General features: G+C 36.1%; 23 protein-coding genes and 3 riboswitches. Of the genes, 22 read left to right on the top strand and 1 reads right to left on the bottom strand.

All coding sequences use genetic code 11. From position 1 onward, the window contains the following. Window positions 1–206 precede the first annotated feature (206 nt). Window positions 207–1,796 (top strand): copper resistance CopC/CopD family protein, encoded by a 1,590-nt coding sequence (locus tag ACFSO7_RS10385; RefSeq protein ID WP_377877225.1) that lies wholly within the window; start codon window positions 207–209, stop codon window positions 1,794–1,796. A gap of 49 nt (window positions 1,797–1,845) precedes the next feature. Further along, window positions 1,846–2,487 (top strand): YcnI family copper-binding membrane protein, encoded by a 642-nt coding sequence (locus tag ACFSO7_RS10380; protein WP_377877224.1) that lies wholly within the window; start codon window positions 1,846–1,848, stop codon window positions 2,485–2,487. Between the two features lie 366 nt (window positions 2,488–2,853). Here ACFSO7_RS10380 and ACFSO7_RS10375 read toward each other — a convergent pair whose 3' ends face one another. Further along, window positions 2,854–3,417: a hypothetical protein gene (locus ACFSO7_RS10375; protein WP_377877223.1), complete on the bottom strand. Its 564-nt coding sequence runs from the start codon at window positions 3,415–3,417 to the stop codon at window positions 2,854–2,856. 154 nt (window positions 3,418–3,571) lie between these two features. Here ACFSO7_RS10375 and ACFSO7_RS10370 point away from each other — a divergent pair, with 154 nt between their 5' ends. From ACFSO7_RS10370 to ACFSO7_RS10275, 20 genes are all read left to right on the top strand, one after another. Beyond that, window positions 3,572–4,447: an alpha/beta fold hydrolase gene (locus ACFSO7_RS10370; RefSeq protein WP_377877222.1), complete on the top strand. Its 876-nt coding sequence runs from the start codon at window positions 3,572–3,574 to the stop codon at window positions 4,445–4,447. 192 nt (window positions 4,448–4,639) lie between these two features. After that, window positions 4,640–4,749: riboswitch (SAM riboswitch) on the top strand. Window positions 4,750–4,869: 120 nt separating this feature from the next. After that, window positions 4,870–4,978, top strand: a riboswitch (SAM riboswitch). Between the two features lie 227 nt (window positions 4,979–5,205). Further along, window positions 5,206–6,132: an ABC transporter permease gene (locus tag ACFSO7_RS10365; protein ID WP_377877626.1), complete on the top strand. Its 927-nt coding sequence runs from the start codon at window positions 5,206–5,208 to the stop codon at window positions 6,130–6,132. Between the two features lie 2 nt (window positions 6,133–6,134). Next, on the top strand, window positions 6,135–7,082 hold the full coding sequence (locus tag ACFSO7_RS10360) for an ABC transporter permease (protein ID WP_377877221.1): 948 nt from the start codon (window positions 6,135–6,137) through the stop codon (window positions 7,080–7,082). Window positions 7,083–7,091: 9 nt separating this feature from the next. Then, window positions 7,092–8,102, top strand: a complete 1,011-nt coding sequence (locus ACFSO7_RS10355; RefSeq protein WP_377877220.1) for an ABC transporter ATP-binding protein — start codon at window positions 7,092–7,094, stop codon at window positions 8,100–8,102. A 5-nt stretch (window positions 8,103–8,107) separates the two neighbouring features. Continuing rightward, window positions 8,108–9,061 (top strand): ABC transporter ATP-binding protein, encoded by a 954-nt coding sequence (locus tag ACFSO7_RS10350; protein ID WP_377877219.1) that lies wholly within the window; start codon window positions 8,108–8,110, stop codon window positions 9,059–9,061. 17 nt (window positions 9,062–9,078) lie between these two features. Beyond that, the gene (locus ACFSO7_RS10345) at window positions 9,079–10,704 is read left to right on the top strand and encodes a peptide ABC transporter substrate-binding protein (protein WP_377877218.1); all 1,626 of its coding nucleotides are present in this window, start codon (window positions 9,079–9,081) and stop codon (window positions 10,702–10,704) included. Between the two features lie 169 nt (window positions 10,705–10,873). Next, the gene (locus ACFSO7_RS10340) at window positions 10,874–11,578 is read left to right on the top strand and encodes a DUF421 domain-containing protein (protein ID WP_377877217.1); all 705 of its coding nucleotides are present in this window, start codon (window positions 10,874–10,876) and stop codon (window positions 11,576–11,578) included. A gap of 284 nt (window positions 11,579–11,862) precedes the next feature. Next, window positions 11,863–13,023: an N-acetylglucosamine-6-phosphate deacetylase gene (gene nagA, locus ACFSO7_RS10335; protein WP_377877216.1), complete on the top strand. Its 1,161-nt coding sequence runs from the start codon at window positions 11,863–11,865 to the stop codon at window positions 13,021–13,023. A 321-nt stretch (window positions 13,024–13,344) separates the two neighbouring features. Next, window positions 13,345–14,604, top strand: coding sequence for an ABC transporter substrate-binding protein (locus ACFSO7_RS10330; RefSeq protein WP_377877215.1), 1,260 nt, complete (start codon window positions 13,345–13,347; stop codon window positions 14,602–14,604). Between the two features lie 65 nt (window positions 14,605–14,669). Then, on the top strand, window positions 14,670–15,614 hold the full coding sequence (locus ACFSO7_RS10325; RefSeq protein WP_377877625.1) for a carbohydrate ABC transporter permease: 945 nt from the start codon (window positions 14,670–14,672) through the stop codon (window positions 15,612–15,614). 89 nt (window positions 15,615–15,703) lie between these two features. After that, complete coding sequence (locus tag ACFSO7_RS10320) at window positions 15,704–16,462, top strand: carbohydrate ABC transporter permease (protein ID WP_377877624.1); 759 nt, start codon at window positions 15,704–15,706, stop codon at window positions 16,460–16,462. 30 nt (window positions 16,463–16,492) lie between these two features. Beyond that, window positions 16,493–17,758 carry a Gfo/Idh/MocA family protein gene (locus ACFSO7_RS10315; protein WP_377877214.1) on the top strand — a complete coding sequence of 422 codons (1,266 nt, stop codon included), beginning with the start codon at window positions 16,493–16,495 and terminating at the stop codon, window positions 17,756–17,758. Window positions 17,759–17,857: 99 nt separating this feature from the next. After that, on the top strand, window positions 17,858–18,577 hold the full coding sequence (locus ACFSO7_RS10310) for a GntR family transcriptional regulator (RefSeq protein ID WP_377877623.1): 720 nt from the start codon (window positions 17,858–17,860) through the stop codon (window positions 18,575–18,577). Between the two features lie 75 nt (window positions 18,578–18,652). Beyond that, window positions 18,653–19,837 carry an SIS domain-containing protein gene (locus ACFSO7_RS10305; protein WP_377877213.1) on the top strand — a complete coding sequence of 395 codons (1,185 nt, stop codon included), beginning with the start codon at window positions 18,653–18,655 and terminating at the stop codon, window positions 19,835–19,837. A 74-nt stretch (window positions 19,838–19,911) separates the two neighbouring features. Continuing rightward, a complete protein-coding gene (locus ACFSO7_RS10300; RefSeq protein WP_377877212.1) occupies window positions 19,912–20,769 on the top strand; it encodes a class II fructose-bisphosphate aldolase in 858 nt (285 codons plus the stop codon). 1 nt (window position 20,770) lies between these two features. After that, a complete protein-coding gene (gene pfkB / locus ACFSO7_RS10295) occupies window positions 20,771–21,703 on the top strand; it encodes a 1-phosphofructokinase (RefSeq protein WP_377877211.1) in 933 nt (310 codons plus the stop codon). A gap of 70 nt (window positions 21,704–21,773) precedes the next feature. Further along, window positions 21,774–22,673 (top strand): ROK family protein, encoded by a 900-nt coding sequence (locus ACFSO7_RS10290; RefSeq protein ID WP_377877210.1) that lies wholly within the window; start codon window positions 21,774–21,776, stop codon window positions 22,671–22,673. Between the two features lie 223 nt (window positions 22,674–22,896). Further along, window positions 22,897–23,820, top strand: a complete 924-nt coding sequence (locus ACFSO7_RS10285; RefSeq protein WP_377877209.1) for an MBL fold metallo-hydrolase — start codon at window positions 22,897–22,899, stop codon at window positions 23,818–23,820. Window positions 23,821–23,978: 158 nt separating this feature from the next. Beyond that, window positions 23,979–24,080: riboswitch (purine riboswitch) on the top strand. A gap of 123 nt (window positions 24,081–24,203) precedes the next feature. Continuing rightward, complete coding sequence (locus ACFSO7_RS10280) at window positions 24,204–24,794, top strand: xanthine phosphoribosyltransferase (RefSeq protein WP_377877208.1); 591 nt, start codon at window positions 24,204–24,206, stop codon at window positions 24,792–24,794. Continuing rightward, complete coding sequence (locus ACFSO7_RS10275; protein ID WP_377877207.1) at window positions 24,794–26,107, top strand: nucleobase:cation symporter-2 family protein; 1,314 nt, start codon at window positions 24,794–24,796, stop codon at window positions 26,105–26,107. The genes ACFSO7_RS10280 and ACFSO7_RS10275 overlap by 1 nt, the downstream gene beginning before the upstream one ends. The last annotated feature ends 124 nt before the right edge of the window (window positions 26,108–26,231 follow it).

The following is a 26,231-nucleotide window of genomic DNA, read 5'->3' as shown; positions in this document are numbered from 1 at the left end:
CAAAGCTAAAACATAATTTCTATTTTTCACTATATTTATGACTTGTACTATGTCTATTCAATGAACTTTTTAGCTCATTTTATTAAAAAAATAGCCCATAAGAGTCATATGAAATTTTTAAGAAATTTACTAATTTTATAGGGAAGGAACTTTTGAAACTTCTCTTGTGTGAAGGTGCTAGTAGAATGGGGGAATAGGGGAAAAGGATGTTAACTTATGTAAGACAGCCATTTATCAAGAAGCAAAGTATCTCTCTCATGCTCTTATTTTTCATTCTTATCATACCACAGAGCGTTAATGCTCATGCATTGTTAGAGAAAGCTACTCCAACTCCAAACAATCAGATCCTGTCTTCTCCAAAAGAAATTGTTCTTTTGTTTAATGAAAGACTGGAAGATGAACTTTATTCGATTAAAGTGTTTAATAACCGCGGTGAGTCAATTAGTAAAAGTAAGACGGAGTTAAGTGTCGATCAGAAACAATTAAGTCAGAATTTGCCATCATTAGCCAATGGGACTTACACCGTTTCATATAGCGTATTGTCAGCGGACGGGCATCCTGTGAAAGGATCATATATGATTTCGATTGGGGAGGTTTCTGATAAAATAAACACTCCTCAGCAGGATGTAAGTAAAGCTGAAGGATCTATCCTGAATTTTATTGTAAGGATTATTTATTTTATCGCACTGCTTTTGGTTACAGGTTGGATCATGTGGGGAACTGTAAGCAAAGTGATTTTGTTGCAGTCACAGAAAGTAAGACGAACTAATCGAAAATGGGTGATTTGTTTACTGTCTTTCTTTTTTCTAGCCAATATTGGATTCGGATATGTGCAATTTTCGGGATTATTAGATAGCTGGAACTTAGGAGAATTAATCTCCCTGTTATTTGGAACGACAATTGGCATTACCTGGTTAGCTTCCATGCTTTTATCTTTTGTTGGCTTTTTTATTTTGCTGCGCCATACGTGGGTGGATAGAGCCTGGGCATTCATTTTACTAGCTGCAAAGAGTATAAATGGCCATTCAATGGCCTATGATCCGCGGTTAATAACCGTTTCATTGGATCTTATTCACTTGCTTGCCGCCGCCATATGGGCGGGTGGATTATTGTATATTCTTATTTATTGGAAAAAGCATGATGAACATTCTGGTCAGTTTTTGCGAATATTTTCTAAAGCAGCCCTATTTAGTATCGTGATTCTCATTGTGACAGGTTCTATTTTATCCTTTATTTTCCTGCCTAAATTACCATATGTACTTTATACTCAGTGGGGGAAATACCTCCTAGCCAAAGTTGGCCTTGTTTTTTTGATCATCTTACTTGGTAGTATACTACGCCATTATTTAACCAAAAAGAATGAGTATATGATAGGTAAATTGATGAAAGTAGATTTTGCCTTAATGATTCTAATTTTATGTATTGTAGGGATTTTCACGTACCTAAGCCCACTACCTGAGAACAAACCATTTGCATGGCATGAGCAGGATGGAAATATCGGGTTTACAGCAAATATCTCGCCAAAAATTCCAGGTACCAATACTTTCATGGTGGAAGCAAGTTCGGATAAAGCTGAAATTAAAATGAAACGGATCGAATTAATTTTAAAAAACAAAGACAATCCAGAGGTGGCTCCAATTCAAATACCATTTCCAGACTATGAACAAGCACCGAGTGTTCATTACATGATCGATGGACCATACCTTCCGTTTGCAGGAAACTGGACGGTAGAGATTCGAATATTAGACTCAGATGATAATGAGATGGTATATCGTAAGGATTTCGTTGTTTACTAAAAACCAATTTTGTTAGACAAATATATAAGACAACAATGGGGGATTTATCATGAAAAAATTAGTAACTTTGTCCGTATCAATCATAGGTGCTTTATCTCTTTACGCTGGAGTAGCAAGTGCTCACGTCACAGTGCAGCCAAAGGAAACATCACAAGGAAAATATGAAGTGTTTACTGTTCGAGTACCATCTGAAAGTGAAGAAGTTCCTACAACAAAGGTCGAAGTGAAATTTTCTGAAGAAGTAAACATTACCCGCTTTGAACCTAAACCAGGTTGGACATATGAAGTGCAAAAAGATACTTCAGGAAAAATAACAAGTGTTACGTGGACCACGGAAGGAGAAGGTCTCTCACCAACTGAATTCGGGCAATTTAACATGCAAGGAAAAGTTGGAGACGACGCGAATGAAATCGTTTGGAAAGCTTATCAAACATATAAGGATGGAAGTGTTGTAGAATGGGTTGGTGCAGAGGATGCTGAACATCCTGCCTCTGTGACTGTTGTTAATCAGGCAGTTGCTTCTGATCATGGTGCAACACATGCGGACCAATCAGCAAATTCAGATTCTGCCCAACAAGCAGTAGATGAAAATACGAAAACAAACGAATCAAAGACTCCACTTTACCTCTCCATCGCTGCTTTAATCGTAGGCTTGCTTGCATTTGGAGTTTCAATTTTTAAGAAAAAATAGCATAAATGTAGTTTTGCAGATTTTTGATTTAATATATGTTGATTTTGACAGGTCTAGCGTGGATTGCGCTAGGCTTTTTGTTTTAGTAGGAGTGTTATTTTAATAGAAAATTGATCAAATATCTAACATTCGCACTATCTAGTTACAATTTATTTACAAAATACTTACTGCTTTCACTTGTTAAAATTTTATCCGCTCAGTTAGGTGATATATCCGCCGTTTTTCCCGTATATCCGTCACTTTTCTTCATATATCCGTCCAAAACACAAGTATATCCGCCGATTTCACATTTTCGTCATAATTAGTACATTTTTTACATAAAAAAGGACGACCTTATTAAATGAGGTCAACCTGTCCTAACTCTTTTTAATGATGATAATGTTCCATTTGCGGTGTAGATTTTGATGGAAAAGACTTCAGTTGATTACCAATGATTAAATAAAATACTATTAATACGATAATCCCAATAGGTTTCAAGAACCATTTTTTATTTTTAATCTCATCATGTTCAGAATGCTTCGGTAAAATGAAAAAGAGGAGAATCGTACATAAGGTTAAGGTTAGAAAGATTTTAATCATGATAGAAGATTGCGGGATGGTGATCATCTCTCCGAGCATAGCTCCCATCATTCCACCCATTACACCAGCCATAAATCCCTCTATTGCGGGTAATACGCCAAAAATCAATCCACATAGAGTTCCTGCTACTATTCCAAGTAGCATTGCTAGTATCGTTGAAAGATACAAGTTTCCTTGATAAATAGATCCGAAAAGCACTCCTGCTGTTAAACCAACATTCATACCTAAATACATCGATATAACCATCCCAGGCATATGTACTAAAGTTGATTTTTTTCGTATGGCAAAAATCATAGATAACAAAGTAGTTAATAATAATGTGAAAATAACGTACCAATGAAATACATTCATTTTTTTGAATGACTCCTCCTTTTGTTTCCCTTTTATCATATGAAAGGCAAAGATTGAACATTCCAAAATAAATTGTCCGGTTGTCGAAAGAAGGAAATTTTCTCTTTAAGCAGAAATCATAGTGAAAGAGTCAAATTGAAGTGAGGTCATTATTATGAGTCATACGATCTATGTAAACGATGATAGCAGAAAGAAATTACAATCATATTATGAAATATATTTAAAGTCATTTAATGTTCAGTTTGAAAGAGAGTATGTGGAAACTAGGTATGGTAAAACGCATATATTGGTAACCGGACCGAAGGAGGGAAAACCACTATTTATTTTCCAAGGAGGAAATTGTATTAATCCAATGACGTTATCATGGTTTTCCGACTTACTGTCAGAATACCGTGTATATTCACCTGATACAATAGGTCATCCAGGATACAGTTCAGAAACAAGAATATCTGCAAAAGATAATAGTTTTGCTTTGTGGATCCTTGATTTAATGGATCATTTTCAAATTGAAAAGGCTGCATTTGCGGGTCCATCCTATGGTGGGGGAATTATCTTACGCCTTGCTACCTATTTTCCCGAAAGAATAGCTTGTTCAATTCTATATGCCCCGGCTGGAATTTTACTAGGGTCAAAGATAGAAATGATCAGAAAAATATTAATTCCACTTCTAAGCTTAAAAATGACGGGAAATAAAAAGTATATGAAAAAAATAGCAGATGCAATGTCAGATTATTGCATGAAGGATATGGATGCTGACATTATTATGGAGATATTCCGAAGTACCAAATTAGAACAGGAAATGCCAAAGCTGACAACAGCAAGCGAGCTCAATAAATATTCAGCTCCGACAATGATTATTGGTGGGAAAAAGGATATTTTCTTTCCAGGTGAAAGAATGATAGAAACAGCTAAAAAGATCATTCCTAATATTACTGCTAGCCATTTCTACGATATGGGCCATTTCGCTTCCGAAGAAATGCTAAAGAAGATAAACCGTGATATGATTTCATTTATAAAAACGTATTATTAGTCTGAATGATTCATAGATTAATTTTCGATTCTTTCACCTATAATGTAAAAGCCCGGTAATAAAAAATATCGGTATAAGAACCTTTCCCTTATCATTAACAATGAAACTTTTTTGAGAAAATAATAATAAAATGGTTGACTATGTAAGAGAAACGTATTATCCTTAGTTTTGTTAAATAGTTAAATAATTTAATTCTTATCCAGAGAGGTGGAGGGACATGGCCCTGCGAAACCTCGGCAGCAGATTCTCCTTAGAAAATACTGTGCCAAATCCATCAGGTGACAAGACCTGAAAGATAAGAAGAGACGATTTATTATTCAATCCTCTTCTTTCTTCAAGAAGAGGATTTTCTGTTTTGAAAATAAATTTAGGTAATTTGTTATTTTAGAATAATTATATTATTATTTAAAAATTTAATAATTTTCTTATCCAGAGAGGTGGAGGGTCTGGCCCTATGAAACCTCGGCAGCGGGTTCTTGAAAAGAATACTGTGCCAATTCCATCAGGAAGAAATAACCTGAAAGATAAGATGAGTATTTGTTCGCTAGAAGCTCCTCATCTTATTTATGGTGAGGGGCTTTTTCAATTGTATAAGGAGTGATCATGAAGTGGAAAAGGTTTCATTTTGGCTCGAACCAACTTAATTGATCAAGTTGTGAGTTGGGGATAAGTGGAAATTAATTTAGGGCTTTTTCAAACTATAATTCATAGTATTCTTATAGGAAAACTAATTATTTGTAAGGGGTTGATTGAAAATGATGTTTATATTTAAACGTTTAATGGCAATGATCGTTACCCTGTGGATTATTGTTACACTTACATTTTTTATTATGCATTACATTCCAGGCGATCCGTTCGCAACAGATGCCAAAGCATTGCCAGAAGAAACATTAAAAAACATGCGAGCAAAATACAACTTAGATGAACCTTTACCGATCCAATACATACTTTATTTGAAAAATTTAGTCCAGTTAGATTTAGGTCCTTCGATTCAATCAAAAACAAGAGATGTAAATACGCTAATTTTGGAAGGATTCGCTCCTTCGGCAATATTGGGAATTCAATCTCTTATCTTGGCTATTATTTTTGGTATTGGTCTAGGTGTCATGGCAGCCCTTCATCATAATAGATTGTTAGATTATCAATCAATGTTTATAGCTATTATTGGAATTTCTGTTCCAAGCTTTATTTTCGCTCCCTTACTTATTAAATATGTTGCAGTCGAATGGGGACTTCTGCCAGTTGCTTCTTGGGGAACATGGAAACATACCTTATTGCCAACTCTTGCTTTAGCAGTCGGACCTTTAGCCATTATCGCTCGTTTTGTAAGAACCAGCATGTTAGAAGTCTTAAATCAAAATTATATTAAGACGGCTGAAGCAAAGGGCTTGACAACTTTTGAAATTGTTTGGAAACACGGGATTCGCAATGCTCTTATTCCGGTCGTTTCGTTTATAGGTCCGCTATTCGCTGCAGTTATTACAGGGACCTTTGTTGTTGAAAAGATTTTTGCTATTCCAGGGATCGGAAAATACTTTGTAGATAGTATTTTTAACCGTGATTATCCCGTGATTTTAGGAACAACAATTTTCTATAGCGTGATTTTAATCGTGACCTTGTTTGTTATTGATATTTGTTACAGATTAATAGATCCGCGTATTAAATTATCTAGTGGAGGTGAATAAGCGTGGGAAACTATTCAACTGATTTGGACGATCTTTTTCGACCAGTAGACAGAGATCATGTAAAGCAAGTTCTAATTGCCAAACCACAAAAAAGCTTTTGGCATGAAGTAGTAACAAAAATGATTCGTAACAAGCTTGCAATGCTTGGATTTACTTTATTAGTAATGATCATTCTTCTTTCCGTTATCGGACCCTATATGGTTCAGCACAGTCCTAGTAAACAATCATTACTAGAGGGGAATCTTCCATTATCCCGTGATCATTGGTTTGGAACAGATGATTTAGGGCGTGATGTTTGGTCTAGAACATGGGCTGGAGCAAGAATTTCATTACTTATTGGATTTGCCGCTGCTTTAATAGATTTAATTATTGGTGTCTTTATCGGAGGAGTATCTGGCTATATGTCAGGTAAGGGGAAAATAGGTAATCGCATTGATCAAGTATTAATGAGATTAGTAGAGGTTCTATATGGCATACCGTATTTACTCATTGTGATCCTGTTAATGGTTATTTTAAAGCCTGGACTAATGACCATGATCATTGCCCTTTCCATTACTGGCTGGGTCGGCATGGCTAGAATTGTTCGTGGTCAGGTACTTCAACTTAAACAGCTGGAATATGTCCTTGCTGCTGAAAAGCTTGGAACTCCACATTTAAAAATCATTTTCAGGCATTTACTACCTAATATGTTGGGAATTATCATTGTGAATCTTACCTTTACCATTCCACAGGCTATTTTTGCTGAATCCTTTCTTAGCTTTCTTGGATTAGGCGTTCAAGCACCAACAGCAAGCTGGGGGACAATGGCAAATGATTCTCTAGGAGTTATTTTAAGTGGGCAGTGGTGGAGATTGTTTTTTCCTGGACTCATGATTTCATTGACCATGTTTGCTTTTAACGCATTTGGAGATGGACTTCAAGATGCGCTTGATCCTAAGTCCAAAAATTGAGGAGGAAGAATGGTGAGTCACCTTTTAAACGTAAAGAATTTAAAAGTTTCTTTTCAAAATGCAGGGGGGGATGTACAAGCTGTAAGAGATGTGTCATTTCATGTGGATGAAGGTGAGATACTTGCTGTGGTCGGTGAGAGCGGCTGTGGAAAGAGTGTCACCGCACATGCGATTATGGGGATGATTCCCTCATATGGAAAAATCAATAATGGCCACATTTTCTTTCAAGAAAAAGATATTACCCTTTGTTCGAAAAAGGAGCTACGAAGCATTCGGGGCTCAGAAATAGGGATGATCTTTCAGGATCCGATGAGTGCGCTTAACCCGACAATGAAAATAGGGAAGCAAATTGATGAAGTACTATTAAAAAAACAACGATTGTCCAAAAGAGAGGCGAAGAAAAAATCGATTGAACTACTGAAGCTTGTAGGTATTTCGGACGCGGAGACTCGTTATTCCGAGTATCCGCATGAGTTTAGTGGAGGGATGAGACAAAGAGTGGTCATCGCAATTGCTCTTGCTTGTGAACCAAAGTTAATTATAGCTGATGAACCAACTACCGCACTAGATGTGACCATTCAAGCTCAAATTTTGGAGTTGCTTATTAAGCTTCAAAAAGAAAGAAGCTCATCGACTATTTTAATCACTCATGATTTGGGAGTTGTGGCGGAAGTAGCCGATCGGGTTGCAGTGATGTATGCCGGCATGATTATTGAAACAGGAACAGTACAAGAAATCTTTGAACAACCTAAACATCCTTATACTTGGGGGTTGATGCGTTCAGTACCAAAGCCAAATACATTGGAAAAGGAGCGACTCATACCGATTGAAGGGACCCCACCAGATTTAGCTGACCCTCCTACTGGTTGTCCTTTTGCCGCAAGATGTCCTTATACGATGGAAATTTGTACCGGTTATATGCCAGAGCTAGAATCATTTTCTAATCTGCATCAAGCTAGATGCTGGCTAAATGATCCTCGAGCATCAAAAAATAGAGAACTAATCGCTGTCGGGAGGTGAGAAAAATGTCTGAGTATATGGTAGAAGTGCAGGATGTCAAAAAGTATTTCAATTCAGGGACAAAGAAACTTATTAAATCTGTAGATGGCATTACTTTTTCTATAAAAAAAGGTGAAACTTTAGGTCTTGTTGGGGAAAGTGGAAGTGGAAAATCAACGCTTGGTCGTACAATCGTCGGTCTATATGAAACGACGGCTGGAAAGGTGGTGTTTAATGGCCAAGATATCTCAAAGCTAGATCGTAAGGGTAAACGAGATTTTAATCGAAAAATGCAAATGATCTTTCAAGATCCACAAGCATCCCTTAACCCTAGGATGAAGGTAGGTGACATTATTGCTGAGGGGATAGATGCATATGGGCTATATAAGGGGCCTGAGCGAAAAGAAAAGGTGTACCAGCTACTTGAGAAGGTAGGCTTACATCCTGATCATGCAAAGCGATATCCACATGAATTTAGTGGAGGGCAAAGACAAAGAATCGGAATAGCAAGGGCTTTGGCAGTAGAACCTTCTTTTATTGTCGCAGATGAACCGATATCGGCACTGGATGTATCTGTTCAAGCGCAGGTTGTCAATTTGTTAGAGGACTTACAAAAGGAAGATCAATTAACGTACTTGTTCATCGCCCATGATCTCGCAATGGTTAAGCATATAAGTGATCGAATTGGTGTGATGTATTTAGGGAAAATGATGGAGCTTGCAGAGAGCACAACCTTATTCAAGGAACCCCTTCATCCGTACACGAAGGCTCTTTTATCAGCCATTCCTGTAACAGAGCCAAGCTTAAGGGGAACAGGAGAAAGAATTGTCCTTGGAGGGGATCCGCCAAGTCCGTTAGCACCTCCATCAGGATGTCCGTTTCGGACAAGATGTCCCGTAGCGAGCGAGGTTTGCACCGTTCAAACCCCTGAATGGAAGGAAGTAAAGGAAAATCATTGGATTTCATGTCATCTATATTAATTTGGAGGTACATAATAATGAAAAAAACTTTTATAAGCATTTTAGCTTTATTTCTACTAATTATTTCAGCGTTAGCTGGCTGCAGCAGTAATGAAAAAGCAGGCTCAACAACAAAAAAGAAAGACGTAAAACAAGAAATTACAGCCAATTTAGGTGGGGAGCCTTATACATTAGATCCCGCTTTTGCTTCTGATACAACTTCCTTCTGGGTGATTGATCACATATATGAAGGGCTATATACTCTTGATAAGGATGGAAATATTATAGAAGGTGCAGCGAGTAAAGTTGATGTATCAGAGGATGGAAAAACTTACACCTTTACTATTCGTAATGGAGTGAAGTGGTCAAATGGTGATCCATTAACAGCAAAGGATTTTGAGTATGCATGGAAACGTGTGTTAGATCCTAAAACAGCAGCCTATAATCCGTCAACTTTTTATTATATTGTAGGTGCGGAAGAATTTAACACAGGAAAAGAAGCTGTTGATAAAGTTGGTATTACTGCAAAAGACGATCAAACATTAGTGGTTGAATTAAAAACGCCTATTAAATTTTTCCCAAAAGTACTATTGGCTCAAGGGTTTTTACCAGTTAATCAAAAGGTTGTAGAAGAGAATAAGGATTGGGCAGCAGAAGCTGATAGTATTGTTTCAAATGGAGCATACACGGTTACAGATTGGAAGCATAATTCTGAGCTTTCTATCGAAAAAAATGAAGCATACTGGGGTGTGAAAAATATTACATTGGACACCGTTCATTTTAAAATGATAGCAGATGCCACTACAGAATATCAAATGTTCAAAACGGGTGAATTGGAGTTTGTACGAACTTTAACAGCAGATGCTATAGAGCAAGAGAGACAGAATAAGGAATATGTAAATTCACCATCCTTTAGTGTTTATACGTATTCATTTAATGTAAATGAAAAACCATTTACAAATGCGAAAATAAGAAAAGCCTTCGCATTTGCGATTGATCGAGAAGCTATCACGAATAATATTTCAAAAGGTGGGGAAAAAGTAGCTAATGGCTATGTGGCATTTGGTGTGACATCTCCTTCTGGTGAAGATTATAGAAATGAAGCTCCAACATATTATACATTTGATAAAAATGAAGCTCAAAAACTATTAGCAGAAGGCTTGAAAGAAGAAGGATGGAATAAGCTACCGGAAGTGACACTCAAATATAATTCAGAAGGTAATCATAAGAAAATTGCAGAAGCCCTTCAAGAAATGTTTAAAGAAAACCTTGGGGTAGAAGTGAAGCTAGAAAACCAGGAATGGAAAACCTATATTGATACCTTTAAACAGAAAAACTTCCAAATTGCTCGGATGGGTTGGGGCGGAGATTTTCTTGATCCATTCCCAGTTTTAGATTTATATAGCTCAAAAAGCTCAAGTAACTTTACCAATTGGAGTAATTCAAAATTTGACGAGCTACTGCAAAAATCTTTAATCGAACAAGATGAAGAAAAAAGATATGATCTACTACATGAAGCCGAGGGTGTATTAATGGATGAAATGCCAATTATACCAATCTATTTCTCTGCTCAAAACTCACTAGTTAAAACGAATATTAAAGGCATCCGTTTTGATGCTCTCTCAAGCCCGGATTTCCGGTTTGCATCAAAAATCTCAGAATAAATTCTATATCTTAGTAGCTGTAATTATTTGAGAAATAAGAAGTACAGAAGAAAATAGGAGCAAGTTTAATATGGATTAAAAAGCGACCCAATAGGGTCGCTTTTTGAATAGCACTTTTTAATTTGAACATTCTATTAGGATGGATATGAAATGTAAGAGGTGAGTATTATTGGATTTTTTTAGCAGTCAGGATTCACTTTCGACCGTAGAATGGTGTTTAAGAGCCATTGTGGGGTTCTTCTTTTTAATCGTTGTTGCAAAGTTATTAGGGCAACGGTCTATTTCTCAGTTGAGATTTCTTGATTTTGTCCTTTTGCTTCTATTAGGAAATATTCTTGCCCATCCTTTGTCTGATGAAGGGTTGGGTTTAAAAGGTTCAATGATTACAATTAGTGTTTTAGTCCTTTTATATCTCGTTGGGTTATTTTTAAGTTTAAAGTCGATTCGAATCAGAAAATTTTTTGATCCATCCCCCATTCCACTGATTGAAAATGGACAAATTAATTATAAAAATCTAATTAAGGCAAAGATAACGATTGATGTTCTTTTATCAGAATTACGGAGAGAAAAAACGGAGGATATTCAAAAAGTAGCGTTAGCATTATGGGAACCAGGCGGAGCTATTTCGATATTTTTAAATCCCCAACACCAACCAGCTACATTGGCTGATTTAAATCTACCAAACAAACCATTCTACCTACCTAAAACAATAATTAAGGAAAGAAAAATTGATTTCAATGAATTACAAACTCTAGGTAAAGATGAACAATGGCTTATAAACAAAATCAAAGAATTGTATAATTTAAAGGTCGATGATGTTTTACTGGCAACCCTTGATCAAAATGAGAATCTTAAAGTATTTTTTTATAAATAAAATAAGCAAAGTTTACTGAACCTAGATACCTTTTTTTACATAAGCCATTCCTTAAAATAGGAATGGCCATTTTCATTTGTGAAAAAATAATTCTTCTATGTATATCTCGGTCTATTTTTTTCTTCTACATTTTTGGGATAAATGTAGAAGTTATCACTTCTTTTTTATTGATTAATGAATAGGAGTGAAAGAAGGGTTTTTCACAAAAATGAAGAATTCAAATTTAAGTATTGTTAGACAGTAAAATGATGTTGATATTATATTGTGATTATTGGGGTGATAAAATGGATAGTTGCTATTCAATAGGTGTAAAGGACGCAATCATAGAGCATTCATTTTCAGGACCTGTTAAGATAGAGGTCCACGATGGAAAGATTGCTAGTATTCAAACAATAAGTATGGAAGCGATGAGAAATGCAGATATCTGTTTTCCAACAGGAATATTAATACCAGGTTTTATCGATGTTCATGTTCATGGTGGTGGAGGAGCAGATGTTATGGATGGACAAACCGTCTCTATTCAAGAGATTGCAAGATATCATCGCCAATTTGGGACAACGGGATTGTTAGCGACAACAGTTACAGCATCATCAGAAAAAATTGAACAGGTTATTGATTGTATAAGAGTAATGGATCATTTAATTGAAGATGGGGCTGAAATTCTTGGCATACATTTAGAAGGCCCATATGTCAACCCACAAAGAAGTGGAGCTCAAAATATTTCCTATATGAAGAATCCTGATTTGAAAGAGTTTAAGAATTGGATGGAGAGATCTGCCGGTTTCATCAAATGGATTACACTTGCTCCTGAAAAAAATGGAGCGCGAGAATTTATCAAGGAAGTTAGTGAATTAGGTGTAGTAGTTTCAGCAGGGCATACATGTTGCTCATTTAACGAGTTTAATAAAGCGGTTGAAAATGGTTTATCACACGCTACACATCTGTTTAATGGAATGAATCCTTTGCATCATAGAGAACCTGGAGTCCTTGGTTTTGTACTTACAGATGAAAGAGTATCCACTGAAGTTATATTAGATGGTCAACATATCCATCCAGCAATTTTTAAACTTGTCTATAAAGCGAAGTGTGAAGATAATATTCTTTTAATTACGGATTGTATGCGAGCTGCGGGAATGGTGGATGGGATTTACGACTTAGGAGAACTAGAGGTAATTGTTCAGAATAGTATTGCACGACTTAATACGGGAAGCTTGGCTGGGAGTACATTAAATATGTGGGAAGCCGTTAAAAATGGAATAGAATTTGGTGGATTATCACTCGCTGAATGTGTCAGATTAGCTTCTACGAATCCTGCTAAAAAACTTGGTCTAGGTGAACGAAAAGGGAAAATTTCACAAGGGTATGATGCAGATTTTGCAATAATAGGATTAGAAAACACGATTGATGCTACATGTGTAAGAGGAAAATGGATGGTGCACCGATAATAGTTAGTTTTTAAGGAAAGTGTTTATATAGTTAATATGGTTAACATCCAAAGAACAGAATTATGTAGAAATATGTCAATTACTTTTTCAGAAAAATTAAAATTTATTATTTTGGGTTTTCATATTTAATGATATACTTACGTAAACTGGTAATGACATCATGATTAAAAATTGAAAACAAGAATCATAATTTTTTAGTTTACTATTCATTAGGGGGTGATAGTTAATTGAAAGCCCTTACACATCAACTGGTAATAACATCATGATGTGACTTTGTTGCAATTCAAATGATATTAAGGTAATTATCAGAGGGGGAAGATTATGAAAAAGTGGTTTAGCATCTTTATGACTTCACTATTAGTGATACTTGGCTTAGCAGGGTGCAACGACAGTGAGGAAACATCAGGAAAAACAAAGGATGGAAAGGTAGAAATTAGCTACGGTCTTTGGGATAAAAATCAAGTGCCAGCGATTGAAGACATTATTAAATTATTTAATGAGGAAAATCCTGATATTAAGGTAAAAATCGAGCTTACTCCATATAAGGACGGTCAGTATTTCCAAAAACTCGAAACAGCTGCAACAGGTGGATCTTTACCTGATGTTTTATGGATGAATGGTCCTCATATTGTCCAATATGCAAAAGGGGATGTACTGCTTCCACTAAATGAATTAATTGAAAAGGACGCTTTCAGCTTAGATAATTATCCTTCTTCCTTAACAGATCTTTACACTGTCGATGGGGATACATACGGTATTCCGAAAGATTATGATACGACAGGATTCTATTACAACAAAAAGCTGTTTGATGAAGCGGGTCTATCCTATCCTGATGAGACATGGGACTGGAATAAACTGAAAGAAGCTGCTAAACAACTAACGAATAAAGATAAAGGAGTTTGGGGCTTTGCGGCTGTAATGGGAAATCAAGGTGGTTATTATGATTTAATTTGGCAAAATGGTGGTCATATAATTTCAAAGGATGGAAAGTCTGTTGGATTTGATCAACCCGAAGCCATCGAGGCTCTCAAATATAATATTAGCTTTATAGAAGAAGGATTATCTCCAACCCACGCTCAAATGAGTGAAACAAAACCTTCAGATTTATTCTTGTCTGGAAAAGTAGCGATGATGTTTGATGGACCTTGGATGGTTCCAGAATATAAGAATAATCCTGATCTCAATGTTGCCGTCTTGCCTCAAGGAAAACAACGAGCGGTTAGTATCCATGGTTTAGCTAATGTTATAGCTAAAAATACGAAGAATAAGGACGCTGCTTGGGAATTCGTGAAATTTTTAGGATCTAAAGAAGCAGCTGAAGTATTTGCTAAAACGGGAACGGTTATTCCTGCTTTTAATGGAACACAAGAGGCATGGTTAAACTCTGTTCCAACATTAAATCTTCAAGCATTTATTGATTCGGCAGAATACTCAGTCCCGTTACCGAGTGTAAAAGCAACAGGGGAAATATGGGAATATGAAACTCAAATTCTCAAAAAAGCATGGGCTGGTGAAGTAAGTGTAGAAGAAGCGGTGAAAGAACTTTCACAAACAGCAAATGAAGCACTTGCGAAGGAATAATATTGAAAAAATGAAGGGGAGAATCCTTTTCTTCTCTTCATTTTTTTAGAGAGGAGGAGCACATGGTGAATGAACTCCCATTACAAACCGAGAGCCCCAAAAAACCACTTCTTCGATATTTGAGAATAAATACAAAAAAACGATCAGATTACTTCTGGGCTTATGCCATGATTGCGCCAACCATGATTGGCTTGATGATATTTTACCTTTGGCCGATTCTTCAAACCGTATATTTTAGTTTTACTGAATGGGGAGCATTTGGAACATACGAATGGACTGGAATCGATAATTACAAAGAAATGTTAAAGGATGGAAACCTTGCAAAGTCCTTTAAAAATACCTTTATTTATATTATCTTCACGGTTCCGATTGGCATTTTTCTATCGATACTTTTGGCTGTTCTACTTAATCAAAAAATCAAAGGGAAATCCATTTATCGAACTCTATTTTTTTTACCAGTCATTACAATGCCTGCTGCAATTGCGATGGTTTGGAAATGGCTATATAACGCTGATTACGGATTGTTAAATTACCTATTATCATTAATTGGCATTGAAGGCCCAAGCTGGGTATCAGATCCGAATATTGCCTTATATTCGGTTATAGTAGTAGCGATTTGGAGTGGAATTGGTTATAACATGGTCATATTTTTATCTGGTTTACAAAGTATTTCAAACTCGTATTATGAAGCAGCCATAATGGATGGGGCTGGTCCGGTAAGGATCTTTTTTAAAATTACATTACCGTTGCTTTCACCTGTCATTTTCTTTGTCTCCATTATGTCTTTAATCGGAGCATTCCAAGTGTTTGACTTAATTTTAATGATGATTGGAAAAAACAGTATTGCAATTGAAAATACACAGTCGATTGTGTATTTATTTTATCAATATGCGTTTATCTTAAATAATAAAGGCTATGCTGCAGCAATAGCTGTTCTATTATTAGTCGTTATACTAATCATTACGGTTATTCAAATGGTGTTACAGAAAAAGTGGGTGCACTATGAATAAAGGAGGAATAGCCATTGGCAAAAACCGCACAAATTGTTAGAAACAAGTCGTTTCTAATCCATTTCGTACTGATTATAGGCTCGGTGATAATGGTTGTTCCTTTTGTATGGATGATTTTAACTTCATTAAAAACTTACGCTGAGTCTGTTCATGTTCCGCCTATTATTCTTCCAGATGATTTTAGATGGTGGAATTACAAAGAAGTTTTTACTTTGCTTCCATTTTTTAAATTTATGCTTAATACATTTATCGTCACCTTAGTACGTACGATTGGACAATTATTTTTATGTTCTTTGGCTGCGTATGCCTTTGCACGAATTCAATTTCCCGGTAGAAATATTTTATTTGTATTAGCACTATCCGTATTAATGGTGCCAGGCCAAGTATTTTTGTTACCCCAATATATGATTATGGTGAAATTAGGTTGGTTAAATACATTGCAAGCTTTGATTGTACCAGGTTTATTTAGTGCATTCGGTACGTTTCTACTCCGACAGTTTTTTATGGGATTACCAAAGGAATTAGAAGAAGCGGCAAGACTTGATGGCTGTAACCACTTTCAAATCTATTGGAGAATCATGCTTCCCCTTGCGAAACCAGGTTTAATCGCTTTAGGTATTTTTACCGTTCTTTGGTCTTGGAATGAACTAATGTGGCCGATGATTGTGAATAGTTCTCCAGAGGTCATGACCTTATCTGTCGGGTTATCTTCCCTTCAAGGACAATATACGACGAATTATCCAATTCTTATGGCGGGTTCTTTCTTGGCAATATTACCAATGCTCGTATTATTTATGTTTTTACAGAAGCAATTTATTGAAGGAATTGCCATAACAGGCGGTAAATAATAATAATATATAAATTTAGGAGGAAACAGAATGCTTAAAGCAGCGTTAATTGGAGCGGGGAGTAGGGGATTTTACGCATATGGTTCATATGCTCTTTCCTATCCTCATGAAATTCAATTTATTGCCATTGCAGAGCCAAATAAAGAAAAAAGAGATAAATTTGCTAAGTTGCACAACATTTCAGAGGAAATGAGATTTGAAGATTGGACGGAGTTATTAGAAAAAGAAAAAATGTGTGAGGCATTGCTTATTTGTACTCCAGATCGTTATCATTTTAAACCAGTTATGAAGGCGATCGAAAAGGGATACAGTATATTACTTGAAAAACCAATGTTTCCCGACCCACTAGAAACACTTGGAATTGCTGAGGCAGCTGAGAAGCATGATAGTTTACTAAGTGTTTGTCACGTTATGCGCTATGCACCTTTCTATCAATCTTTGAAAGATTTAGTAGAATGTAAAGTTATAGGGGATATTGTTTCGATTCAATGGAACGAAAATGTTGGTTACTATCATCATGCCCATAGTTTTGTTCGAGGGAATTGGAGGAATTCGACGGAATCAAGTTCAATGATTTTGCAGAAAAGTTGTCATGATATGGATATGTTATCTTGGTTGATTGGAACAAAATGTAAAAGTGTGTCCTCATATGGAAGTTTAACATATTTCAAAGCAGATAATGCACCAGAAGGTTCAACAAATAGATGTTTAGATGGCTGTAAAATTGAAAAGGAATGCCCATACTCTGCAGTTAAATGGTATTTGCATGATCAAGATGTGTGGCCAGCAAATGTTGTTTCACCCAACTCAAGTATCGAAAGTAGACTTAAAGCGATTCAGGATGGGCCATATGGTCGATGTATCTATCATTGTGATAATGATGTTGTCGACCATCAAGTTGTGAACCTATTATTTGAGCAGGATGTAACAGTTTCATTCACGATGACCGCTTTTACGAATAAAACGTATCGTAATTTTAAAATCATGGGCACAAAAGGTGAGATTATTGGTAATGATTTAGAAAATCAGCTTAAAATAAATTATTTCTCTGGAAAAGAGGAACTCATAAACCCAGAAACGGTGGAAGGGGGACATATGGGGGCAGATACTAGCATAATGAAGGACTTTATTGAACGAGTGTCTACGAAAGATAGAGAAAGTCTAACTTCTGCTAAGGTATCCGCTCAAAGTCATATGATTGCTTTTGCCGCAGAACATTCAAGATTGACAGGAGAAACCATATCTTTAACTGATTATATAAAAAAATTGAAGGAATCGGCAGAAAAGGCGAAATAGTTATAACCATATTCTATTTATGATATGGTAATCTTTGGCCAATGTCATGTATAATGGTGATAACTGGTTATGACAAAGATACCACAAGAGGAGAAAATCATGATAGAAAAGGATAATCGATTACCACTATACTATCAGTTAATGGATACAATATTAGAAAAGATTGAGAATGGTGAGTTAGCTGAAAATGATCAACTTCCGTCTGAAAGGGAATTCTGTGAAGTTTATAAAGTAAGTCGTACTACAGTTAGGCAAACGATGCAGGAATTAGAAAAAGAAGGATATATTTATAAAATACATGGTAAGGGAACCTTTGTATCCCCGAAAGTTTACAATCAAAGTTTGGTTAACTTTTATAGCTTTACCGAAGAAATGAAGAAGGCTGGAAAAAATCCATCAACAAAGGTGCTTTCTTTCTATAAAATAGAATGTGACAGCAGAATAGCCAAAGCAATGAATCTTACTTTGGAAGATGAAGTGTATAAAATAACGAGATTAAGGCTCGCAGACCAAGATCCGATGTTATTGGAGACGTCGTATGTACCAGTAAAGCGATTTGAGAATTTATCTGCTGAAAAATTAGAACTCACACCAATGTATGAAATATTTCGCTCTGATTATCAAGTGATCATAACAAGTGCATTGGAAAGTTTTAAAGCTGTCAGTGCCAGAAAAGATGAAGCAAATATTTTAACAATCGAACAGGGCTCCCCATGTCTAATGCTAGAAAGAACTACATTTGAACAATCCGATATTATCGAATATACAGTCTCCATTGCCAGAGGAGATAAATTCACCTATACAGTAGAGCTTAAATAGATATTTAGTAATATCTATTTAAGGGAACTGGTAATGATGACACAAACAGTTTTTCAGGAAGGATGATGATTAACAGTGCTATTAAATGCAAATGAAGTTAAACGGCAAAAATTTGGTGCAGTCCATACAGCAAAAGAAATTGCACAGCAACCTAGATTATGGAAAGAAACATTTGATCTTCTCTTAAAGGAAAGAGATACAATTATCCAATATTTTAAGGAGATAGAGAAAAAGCATGACCATATTCGGATTATTCTTACCGGGGCAGGCACATCTGCATTTGTTGGCGATACACTCCTTCCCTATTTAAAAAGACTAATTAACAATAAAAAGTTCATAGTTGAAAGTATACCGACAACTAATATCGTTTCAAATCCCTACAATTTCCTAGATTCCAACTTTCCAACTATTATGATTTCTTTTGCTCGTTCAGGGAATAGTCCAGAGAGCTTAGCTGCTGTTAATTTAGGGGAGCAAATGATTAAGGACTTCTATGGAATTTTTTTAACATGTAATCCTGATGGTGCTTTGACAAAGCAAAAGAGGATGGTTGAAAAATATTTAGTCATCTTAATGCCGCAAGAAGCTAATGATCAGGGCTTTGCTATGACAAGTAGTTTTACAACGATGCTTTTGTCTTCTTTTCTACTTTTTCAAATTGAAAGCATCCATACGATGGAGACAAAACTTGAAGAAATCATTCATGCTGGAAACACCATCATACAAAAAAGTGAAGAGACATTAATGGATCTAGCCAATTCTTCATTTTCAAAGGTTGTATTTTTAGGATCTGGAGTATTTGAAGGTTTAGCAAGAGAGTCGTCCTTAAAATTTCTAGAACTAACGGGTGGGAAAATACCTACTACGTTTGACACATCTTTGGGTTTTCGCCATGGACCAAAATCAATTTTAGATGCTGACACATTGGTTGTAGTGTTCTTATCTTGTCATTCGTATACGAGAAAATATGATATTGATATTTTACAAGAAATATATGGTGAAAAAGATAGAGGGAAAGTTATTGCTATTTCATCGATTCCTGATGAAACGGCGGAGAACCATTGTGATCTATTCTACAATGCTAATTTAAGCGAAATTAATGAGGATATTTTTCTAACACTTCCATATATATTGTATGCACAGACCTTCGCCATGTATAAATCGATTCGATTTGGATTTTCTCCTGACAATCCATCTCCTACTGGTGTTGTTAATCGTGTAGTAAAGGGAGTTACGATTCATTCATATGATACAGATTAAGAAGCATGGATGATTTAACCATTTAGAGAAAATAAACTCATTATATACAACTCTTTGAAGGGTGAGGAAGAAAGATGGGACTAGTAACAACAAAAGAATTATTAATAGATGCCTATCAAAATCATTATGCTGTTGGAGCTTTTGGTGCGCATAATCTTGAAATGATTAAGGCTGTCATTGCTGGAGCTGAGAAGATGAATGCTCCGGTTATTTTACAAACCACACCTGGTACCATTAATTATGTCGGAGTCAATTATTTGAAAGCGATGGTTGAAGAAGCTGCCAAGAATGCCAAAATACCAGTAGCCCTTCATTTAGATCACGGTGATTCCTTTGATATTGCTATAAAATGCTTACGTGCTGGTTATACATCGATCATGATTGACGGATCACACTTATCTTTTGAAGAAAATATTAATCTCGTAAGAAAGGTCACAGAAGTAGCACATGCCATTAATGTACCAGTTGAAGCAGAGCTAGGGACTATTGGAGGAGTCGAAGACGATCTAATGGTTGAGGAGGAAGCAGTCTTTTTTACAGATCCCGAAATGGCCGAGCGATTTGTATTTGAAACAAAAATCGATTCACTTGCACCTGCATTTGGTACAGCACATGGGATGTATAAGCAAGAGCCGAAATTACGCTTTGACTTATTAAGTGAAATATATGAAAGAACAGAGTGCCCACTAGTTATGCACGGTGCATCAGGTGTTTCTGCAGAATCTGTGCAAAAAACATTGAATCTTGGAATTGCTAAGGTTAATTTTTCTACCGAATTAAAGGATGCATTTGCTCAGGAAATGCGTTTGTATTTCAGTGAGAATCCTTTACAAAATGACCCGAGGAAATATTTTGTCACGGCAGCAAAAATTGTAAAGGAAGTTGTGATCGAAAAGATTAAGATGCTGCAAAATACTAGTATGGTTAGATGAGATGATCACCACAATTACTTTGAATGCAGCTTTAGATAAAACTTATTATCTACCTAAGTTATCATTAGGTGAAACCAATAGATTACAACAATTACATGTTGAGCCTGGGGGAAAAGGAGTCAATGTCGCAAAAGTCCTTCACACTTTAGGAGTGAATGTTTGTACCAGCGGATTTATTGGTGGGAGTAACGGTAAGAGGATTACTCAACTATTAGATGAGCGTAACATATCACATGATTTTATTGCTATACAAGGAGAATCACGTGAATGTCTAACGATCATCGACAATGAGGCGAAACAAGAGACAGAGATATTAGAAGTAGGTCCGGAAATTTCTTCCGACGAATGGGATCGATTGTGTTTCCATATGAAAAAAATAGCGAAAAAAAGTGAGATGATTATCCTTTCAGGAAGTCTTCCTCTAGGTGTACCTGATGAAGGCTATGGGAAACTAATTGACATCATTCAACAAAACGGTTCAAAAGCGATACTAGATACGAGTGGAAGTGCCCTTTTATATGGAATCGAAAGTGCTCCCTTTGTGATAAAGCCAAATGAACATGAGTTAAAGCAAGTATTGAAAAAAGAGACAATTACCTTTCAAGAAGCAGTGGAGGTAGGGAAAACACTGATAGAAAAAGGTATTCAAAATGTTTGTATTTCGTTTGGAAAAGAAGGTGCCGTACTTATCACACAGAATGCAACCTATCGGGTTAAAGTCCCCCCTATGAATATTGTAAACACAATAGGTAGTGGGGATTCTATGTTAGCTGGATTAGCAGCAGGTTTTTACACAAACCTTCCTGTTGAAGAAACCCTAGTTTTAGCCTCTGCGTGTGGAGCGGCGAATGCACTACAGCCTTCTGCAGGTAGAGTGGAGTTAACAGAAGTAAGGAGATTAATAAACCAGATAGAAATAATAAAGATGAGATAAATGGTAAATCAAGAACTTCAATTATTTTACTCCAATTTGCCTTTGAATTTTTTAAAGGAAGTGCATTTATTTGGAAAAAATCTTAGTAGCAGACATCGGTGGAACAAAAATTGCAGCAGCCCTTGCTGATAAAAGGGGTAAGTTAACATGTCGTCTACAAGTGAATAGTGCAACCCATGAATCTGAAGCAATGTTTACATCTCTTCTCTCTGTATTTTCTAACGTTTTAGAAAGGGAAAACACCAAGCCTGAAGAAATCCAATTGATTGGGCTAGGTGTACCTGGTCTAGTTGATTCAAAAAAAGGGCTAGCAGTTTACCAGAATAATTTACCTTGGAGGAATTTCCCGCTAATATCCCGTCTTAAAGTTGTATATCCAAATGCTAAAATTGCGATCGACAATGACGTTTATATGGCAGCTTGGGGAGAATGGAAGGCACGCCAGCTTGATAAAGAAACCTTTGTGTATATAACGATTAGTACAGGCATTTCTGCATGTATAATAAATAATGGCCAATTTATTCGCGGAGCTGGAATGGCAGGAGAAATCGGCTTTGCGGTTGTAAATTATAATCAACTCAATTTGACACTTGAAACACTTGCATCGGGTCCCGCGTTAAAGGCAGAAGCGAAGCAAGTGTATAATAATGCTGCAATAACTACGGAAAGATTACTAGAGTTGTATAATCAGGATGATCCAAAAGCAGCCATCATTGTTCGTAAGGCTGCAAGGAATATTGCCCGAGGATTACATCAACTTATTACGGTTTTAGATCCACATGTGGTAACGGTAGGTGGTGGGGTTATCAATCATCAGCCCCAATTCTTTGAATTGATTAAACATGAGGTGCAGTTATTGACCCAAAATCCAATTCAACAAAGTATTAGTGAACGAATTCAGGCAAGTTATTATAAAGGGGATGCAGGACTTCAAGGAGCGAGATATCGTGCAATAGAAGGAATGAAATGAATATAAAGGCAAACAGAGTGTAAATGTTGTTAGATTGTAAAAAGCTTTAAAACCTAAATAGGTTTCAAAGCTTTTTATTTTTGCTTATGAATATCTTTTATGATAATTCTCTTACATATTGTTAATTGTTTCACGTTAATTATTTTTTAATTATAATATTGGTAAATAAATTTCCACATTTTTCAAAATGCATTTTATTCATTTACTGAAAGTAGGGATACTCATGGGAGAAGAAATTTTTCAATCCAAACATTTTAATCTAAGGGAAATAAATAAAGGTGTTTATGCGGCAATCGTGACAAAGAATGGTGGGGGAGTTGGAAACGCGGGAATTATTGATTTAGGGGATCAAACGATTATTTTCGATACTTTCAATACTCCTCAGGCAGCATTTGATCTAAAACAAGCCGCCCTACAACTTACGAATAACCCGATTACTTATGTAGTTAACAGTCATTGGCATGGTGATCATATTAGAGGCAATCAAGCCTTTTATGAATATGAGATTATATCGACAACGATGACAAAGGAACTTATGGATGAGATTCATCCAGGGCGCATGGAAAAACAAAAAAAATCTTTACAAGAATTATCAGACCATATTAAATCCTTAGAAAAAGAGGCAGATAAAACTAAAGATTTGATAGAACAGGAAAACATCCTGAATAGTGTATCTCAATTAAAGGAAATTAAAGCCTCATTACCATTATTAACTTATGTATCTCCTTCGTTTACATTTGAAGAAAAGTATATAATCTCCGGAAGTAAAAGAGAGGTAGAGTTAATTTCATTTGGTGGGGGTCATACCAGAAGTGATATGTTCTTATACATACCTAACGAGAGTATTATATTTACAGGTGATCTACTAGTAAATGGAACTCATCCTTACATGCTTGATGGAAATCCTGAGAGTTGGATTGACATTTTAGAAAAAATGTTAATTTTACCAATTCAAGTTGCTGTACCAGGACACGGAGATATCGCAACAAAAGAGGAATTAATCATACTGAAGGAATATATAATAAGAGTTATCGAAGCAGCAAATACAAAAGAGCTAGAAATTCCACCATATTATAAATCTTGGACAATGCCTGAACTTTATAAGTTAAATATCGAATTTGTCAAACAATGGAAATTTAACAATTGAGAAATATATTTGTTTAATAGTAATAAGAAAATGATTTGATAGAAACAGAGGAATTGGCTACTAGATTAAAATACGAACATTAGCCAAAAAGAAATTAAAAATGTTTAAGATTTTCCATTTACAAATACAATCTTTCGACCTATAATACAGTTCATACAATTAAATTGGACGCAATCACTCATATAATCGCGGGGATATGGCCTGCAAGTTTCTACCGGTGTACCGCAAATATGCCGACTATGAGTGAGCAATGGGAATACACCTTTTTTATAAGGTGTTCTATTCCATTTTCCTTCAAAGCTAAACCTGAAGGTCATTGACTCACTCAATCTATGGGGAGTCCAATGATTTCAGGTTTTTTTACATCTAGGGGGAAAAGATCAATGGAATTATTAAAGAATAAGATTGAGGCAGAGGGTAGAGTTCTCTCCAATCAAGTACTAAAAGTAGATTCCTTTTTAAATCATCAAATTGATCCAGTCTTAATGGCTGAGCTGGGAAAGGAGTTTGCAAAGCGTTTTCAAGCTGAAAATGTGACAAAAGTACTTACGATTGAATCTTCAGGAATTGCCCCTGGATTGATGGCGGCTCTTGAGCTTTCCGTTCCAGTCATTTTTGCAAGAAAAAGAAAGTCATTAACGATGGTGAATGATTTACTTATTGCTTCTGTCCATTCTTTTACGAAAAATGAAACAAATGAAATTTCGGTATCCAATAAATTTATCTCGCCTAAAGATCGGGTTTTGATTATTGACGATTTTTTAGCAAATGGTCAAGCGGCTTTAGGGTTAGCGAATATTGTTAAGCAAGCGGGAGCTGAAACGGTAGGAATCGGTATAGTCATTGAAAAGTCCTTCCAAGAGGGTGGAAAACTTCTTCGAAATGCAGGCTATAAAGTAGAGTCACTTGCGAGAATCGAGTCTTTGGAAAATGGCAAAGTAACCTTTTTAGAAGAATTGGAGGTTATACAATAATGTCAACGAATTCATTTAAAACGGCATCTTTAGGAATTCAACATGTGCTTGCAATGTACGCAGGTGCAGTTATCGTTCCATTAATCGTAGGCGGTGCTCTTGGGTTAACGACAGAGCAATTAACCTACCTCGTTTCTATTGATATATTAATGTGTGGAATAGCTACCATTCTACAAGTTTGGAAAAATAAATTCTTTGGTATTGGTTTGCCTGTTGTCCTTGGATGTACGTTTACGGCTGTAGGCCCAATGATTGCAATTGGCGGAGAATTTGGGATATCAGCCATTTATGGCTCCATCTTAGTATCTGGGTTATTTGTTGTATTAATTTCAACTTTCTTCGGAAAACTGGTCAAATTTTTTCCGCCTGTCGTAACAGGATCTGTAGTGACGATTATTGGTCTTACTCTAATCCCAGTGGCCATGAATAATATTGCAGGAGGCCAAGGGAGTCCAGACTTTGGTTCACTATCCAATATTTCGCTTGCTTTTGGTACTCTATTATTCATTTTAGCTTTATATCGTTTTGCATCAGGATTTATTCGCTCAATCGCCATTTTACTTGGCTTAATTGGTGGAACAACTGTTGCCTATTTTATGGGGAAGGTGAATTTTACAGCTGTTGCTGATGCTTCGTGGTTCCATATGGCCAAACCATTTTACTTTGGGATGCCTACTTTCGAAATTTCGGCTATATTAACAATGATTTTAGTTGCAATGGTCAGTTTAGTTGAATCGACGGGTGTTTATTTTGCCTTGAGTGATATTTGCAATCGAAAAGTATCAGAGAAGGATTTAGCAAATGGTTATCGTGCAGAAGGTTTGGCTATTCTTTTAGGTGGACTATTTAATGCCTTTCCATACACGACTTATTCTCAAAACGTAGGTCTTTTACAATTATCAGGTGTAAAGGGTAAAAACGTCATTTACACGGCTGGGGCGTTTCTTGTTATCCTTGGTTTTGTACCGAAAATAGGTGCACTGACGACTGTTATTCCAGCTGCTGTTCTTGGTGGAGCAATGGTTGCGATGTTCGGAATGGTTGTTGCCTATGGGATAAAAATGCTAAGTCATGTGGATTTTGCATCACAGGAAAATCTTCTCATTATAGCTTGTGCAGTGGGGATGGGCTTAGGAGTAACCGCTGTACCAGATTTATTTGCAAAACTACCTGGAAGTATTCAAATATTAACGAGTAATGGAATTGTTACAGGTAGCTTAACGGCAATTATTTTAAATATTGTCTTTAATATTATGCCACTTAGTAAAAAGTCCGCTTATTCAGCTGGCCTTAAGGAACAGAAAGCTTCATAAACGTCTTATTTACAGCCATTCTGGTTAATAAACTGGGATGGCTTTTTATTTTATCATTTCCCGACAGAAGACTCCCACCTCAAGGAATGGGAAGGGCGTAGCCCAATGAGTAGGTGAGAGATGA

The sequence above is a fragment of the Bacillus sp. CGMCC 1.16607 genome (genome assembly GCF_042683745.1).
Taxonomy (GTDB): Bacteria; Bacillota; Bacilli; order Bacillales; family Cytobacillaceae; genus Pseudoneobacillus.
This window is presented reverse-complemented; position numbering and strand designations above follow the sequence as displayed.

Excerpts from the sequence above, each read along its gene's own strand:
- ACFSO7_RS10365 (WP_377877626.1), top strand. The coding sequence starts at position 5,206 with ATGTTTATATTTAAACGTTTAATGGCAATGATCGTTACCCTGTGGATT.
- ACFSO7_RS10345 (WP_377877218.1), top strand. The coding sequence starts at position 9,079 with ATGAAAAAAACTTTTATAAGCATTTTAGCTTTATTTCTACTAATTATT.
- ACFSO7_RS10275 (WP_377877207.1), top strand. The coding sequence starts at position 24,794 with ATGTCAACGAATTCATTTAAAACGGCATCTTTAGGAATTCAACATGTG.
- ACFSO7_RS10320 (WP_377877624.1), top strand. The coding sequence starts at position 15,704 with ATGGTTGTTCCTTTTGTATGGATGATTTTAACTTCATTAAAAACTTAC.
- ACFSO7_RS10375 (WP_377877223.1), bottom strand. The coding sequence starts at position 3,417 with ATGAATGTATTTCATTGGTACGTTATTTTCACATTATTATTAACTACT.
- ACFSO7_RS10315 (WP_377877214.1), top strand. The coding sequence starts at position 16,493 with ATGCTTAAAGCAGCGTTAATTGGAGCGGGGAGTAGGGGATTTTACGCA.
- ACFSO7_RS10380 (WP_377877224.1), top strand. The coding sequence starts at position 1,846 with ATGAAAAAATTAGTAACTTTGTCCGTATCAATCATAGGTGCTTTATCT.
- ACFSO7_RS10330 (WP_377877215.1), top strand. The coding sequence starts at position 13,345 with ATGAAAAAGTGGTTTAGCATCTTTATGACTTCACTATTAGTGATACTT.
- ACFSO7_RS10310 (WP_377877623.1), top strand. The coding sequence starts at position 17,858 with ATGATAGAAAAGGATAATCGATTACCACTATACTATCAGTTAATGGAT.
- ACFSO7_RS10370 (WP_377877222.1), top strand. The coding sequence starts at position 3,572 with ATGAGTCATACGATCTATGTAAACGATGATAGCAGAAAGAAATTACAA.
- ACFSO7_RS10350 (WP_377877219.1), top strand. The coding sequence starts at position 8,108 with ATGTCTGAGTATATGGTAGAAGTGCAGGATGTCAAAAAGTATTTCAAT.
- ACFSO7_RS10385 (WP_377877225.1), top strand. The coding sequence starts at position 207 with ATGTTAACTTATGTAAGACAGCCATTTATCAAGAAGCAAAGTATCTCT.
- ACFSO7_RS10355 (WP_377877220.1), top strand. The coding sequence starts at position 7,092 with ATGGTGAGTCACCTTTTAAACGTAAAGAATTTAAAAGTTTCTTTTCAA.
- ACFSO7_RS10280 (WP_377877208.1), top strand. The coding sequence starts at position 24,204 with ATGGAATTATTAAAGAATAAGATTGAGGCAGAGGGTAGAGTTCTCTCC.
- ACFSO7_RS10285 (WP_377877209.1), top strand. The coding sequence starts at position 22,897 with ATGGGAGAAGAAATTTTTCAATCCAAACATTTTAATCTAAGGGAAATA.
- ACFSO7_RS10300 (WP_377877212.1), top strand. The coding sequence starts at position 19,912 with ATGGGACTAGTAACAACAAAAGAATTATTAATAGATGCCTATCAAAAT.
- nagA (WP_377877216.1), top strand. The coding sequence starts at position 11,863 with ATGGATAGTTGCTATTCAATAGGTGTAAAGGACGCAATCATAGAGCAT.
- pfkB (WP_377877211.1), top strand. The coding sequence starts at position 20,771 with ATGATCACCACAATTACTTTGAATGCAGCTTTAGATAAAACTTATTAT.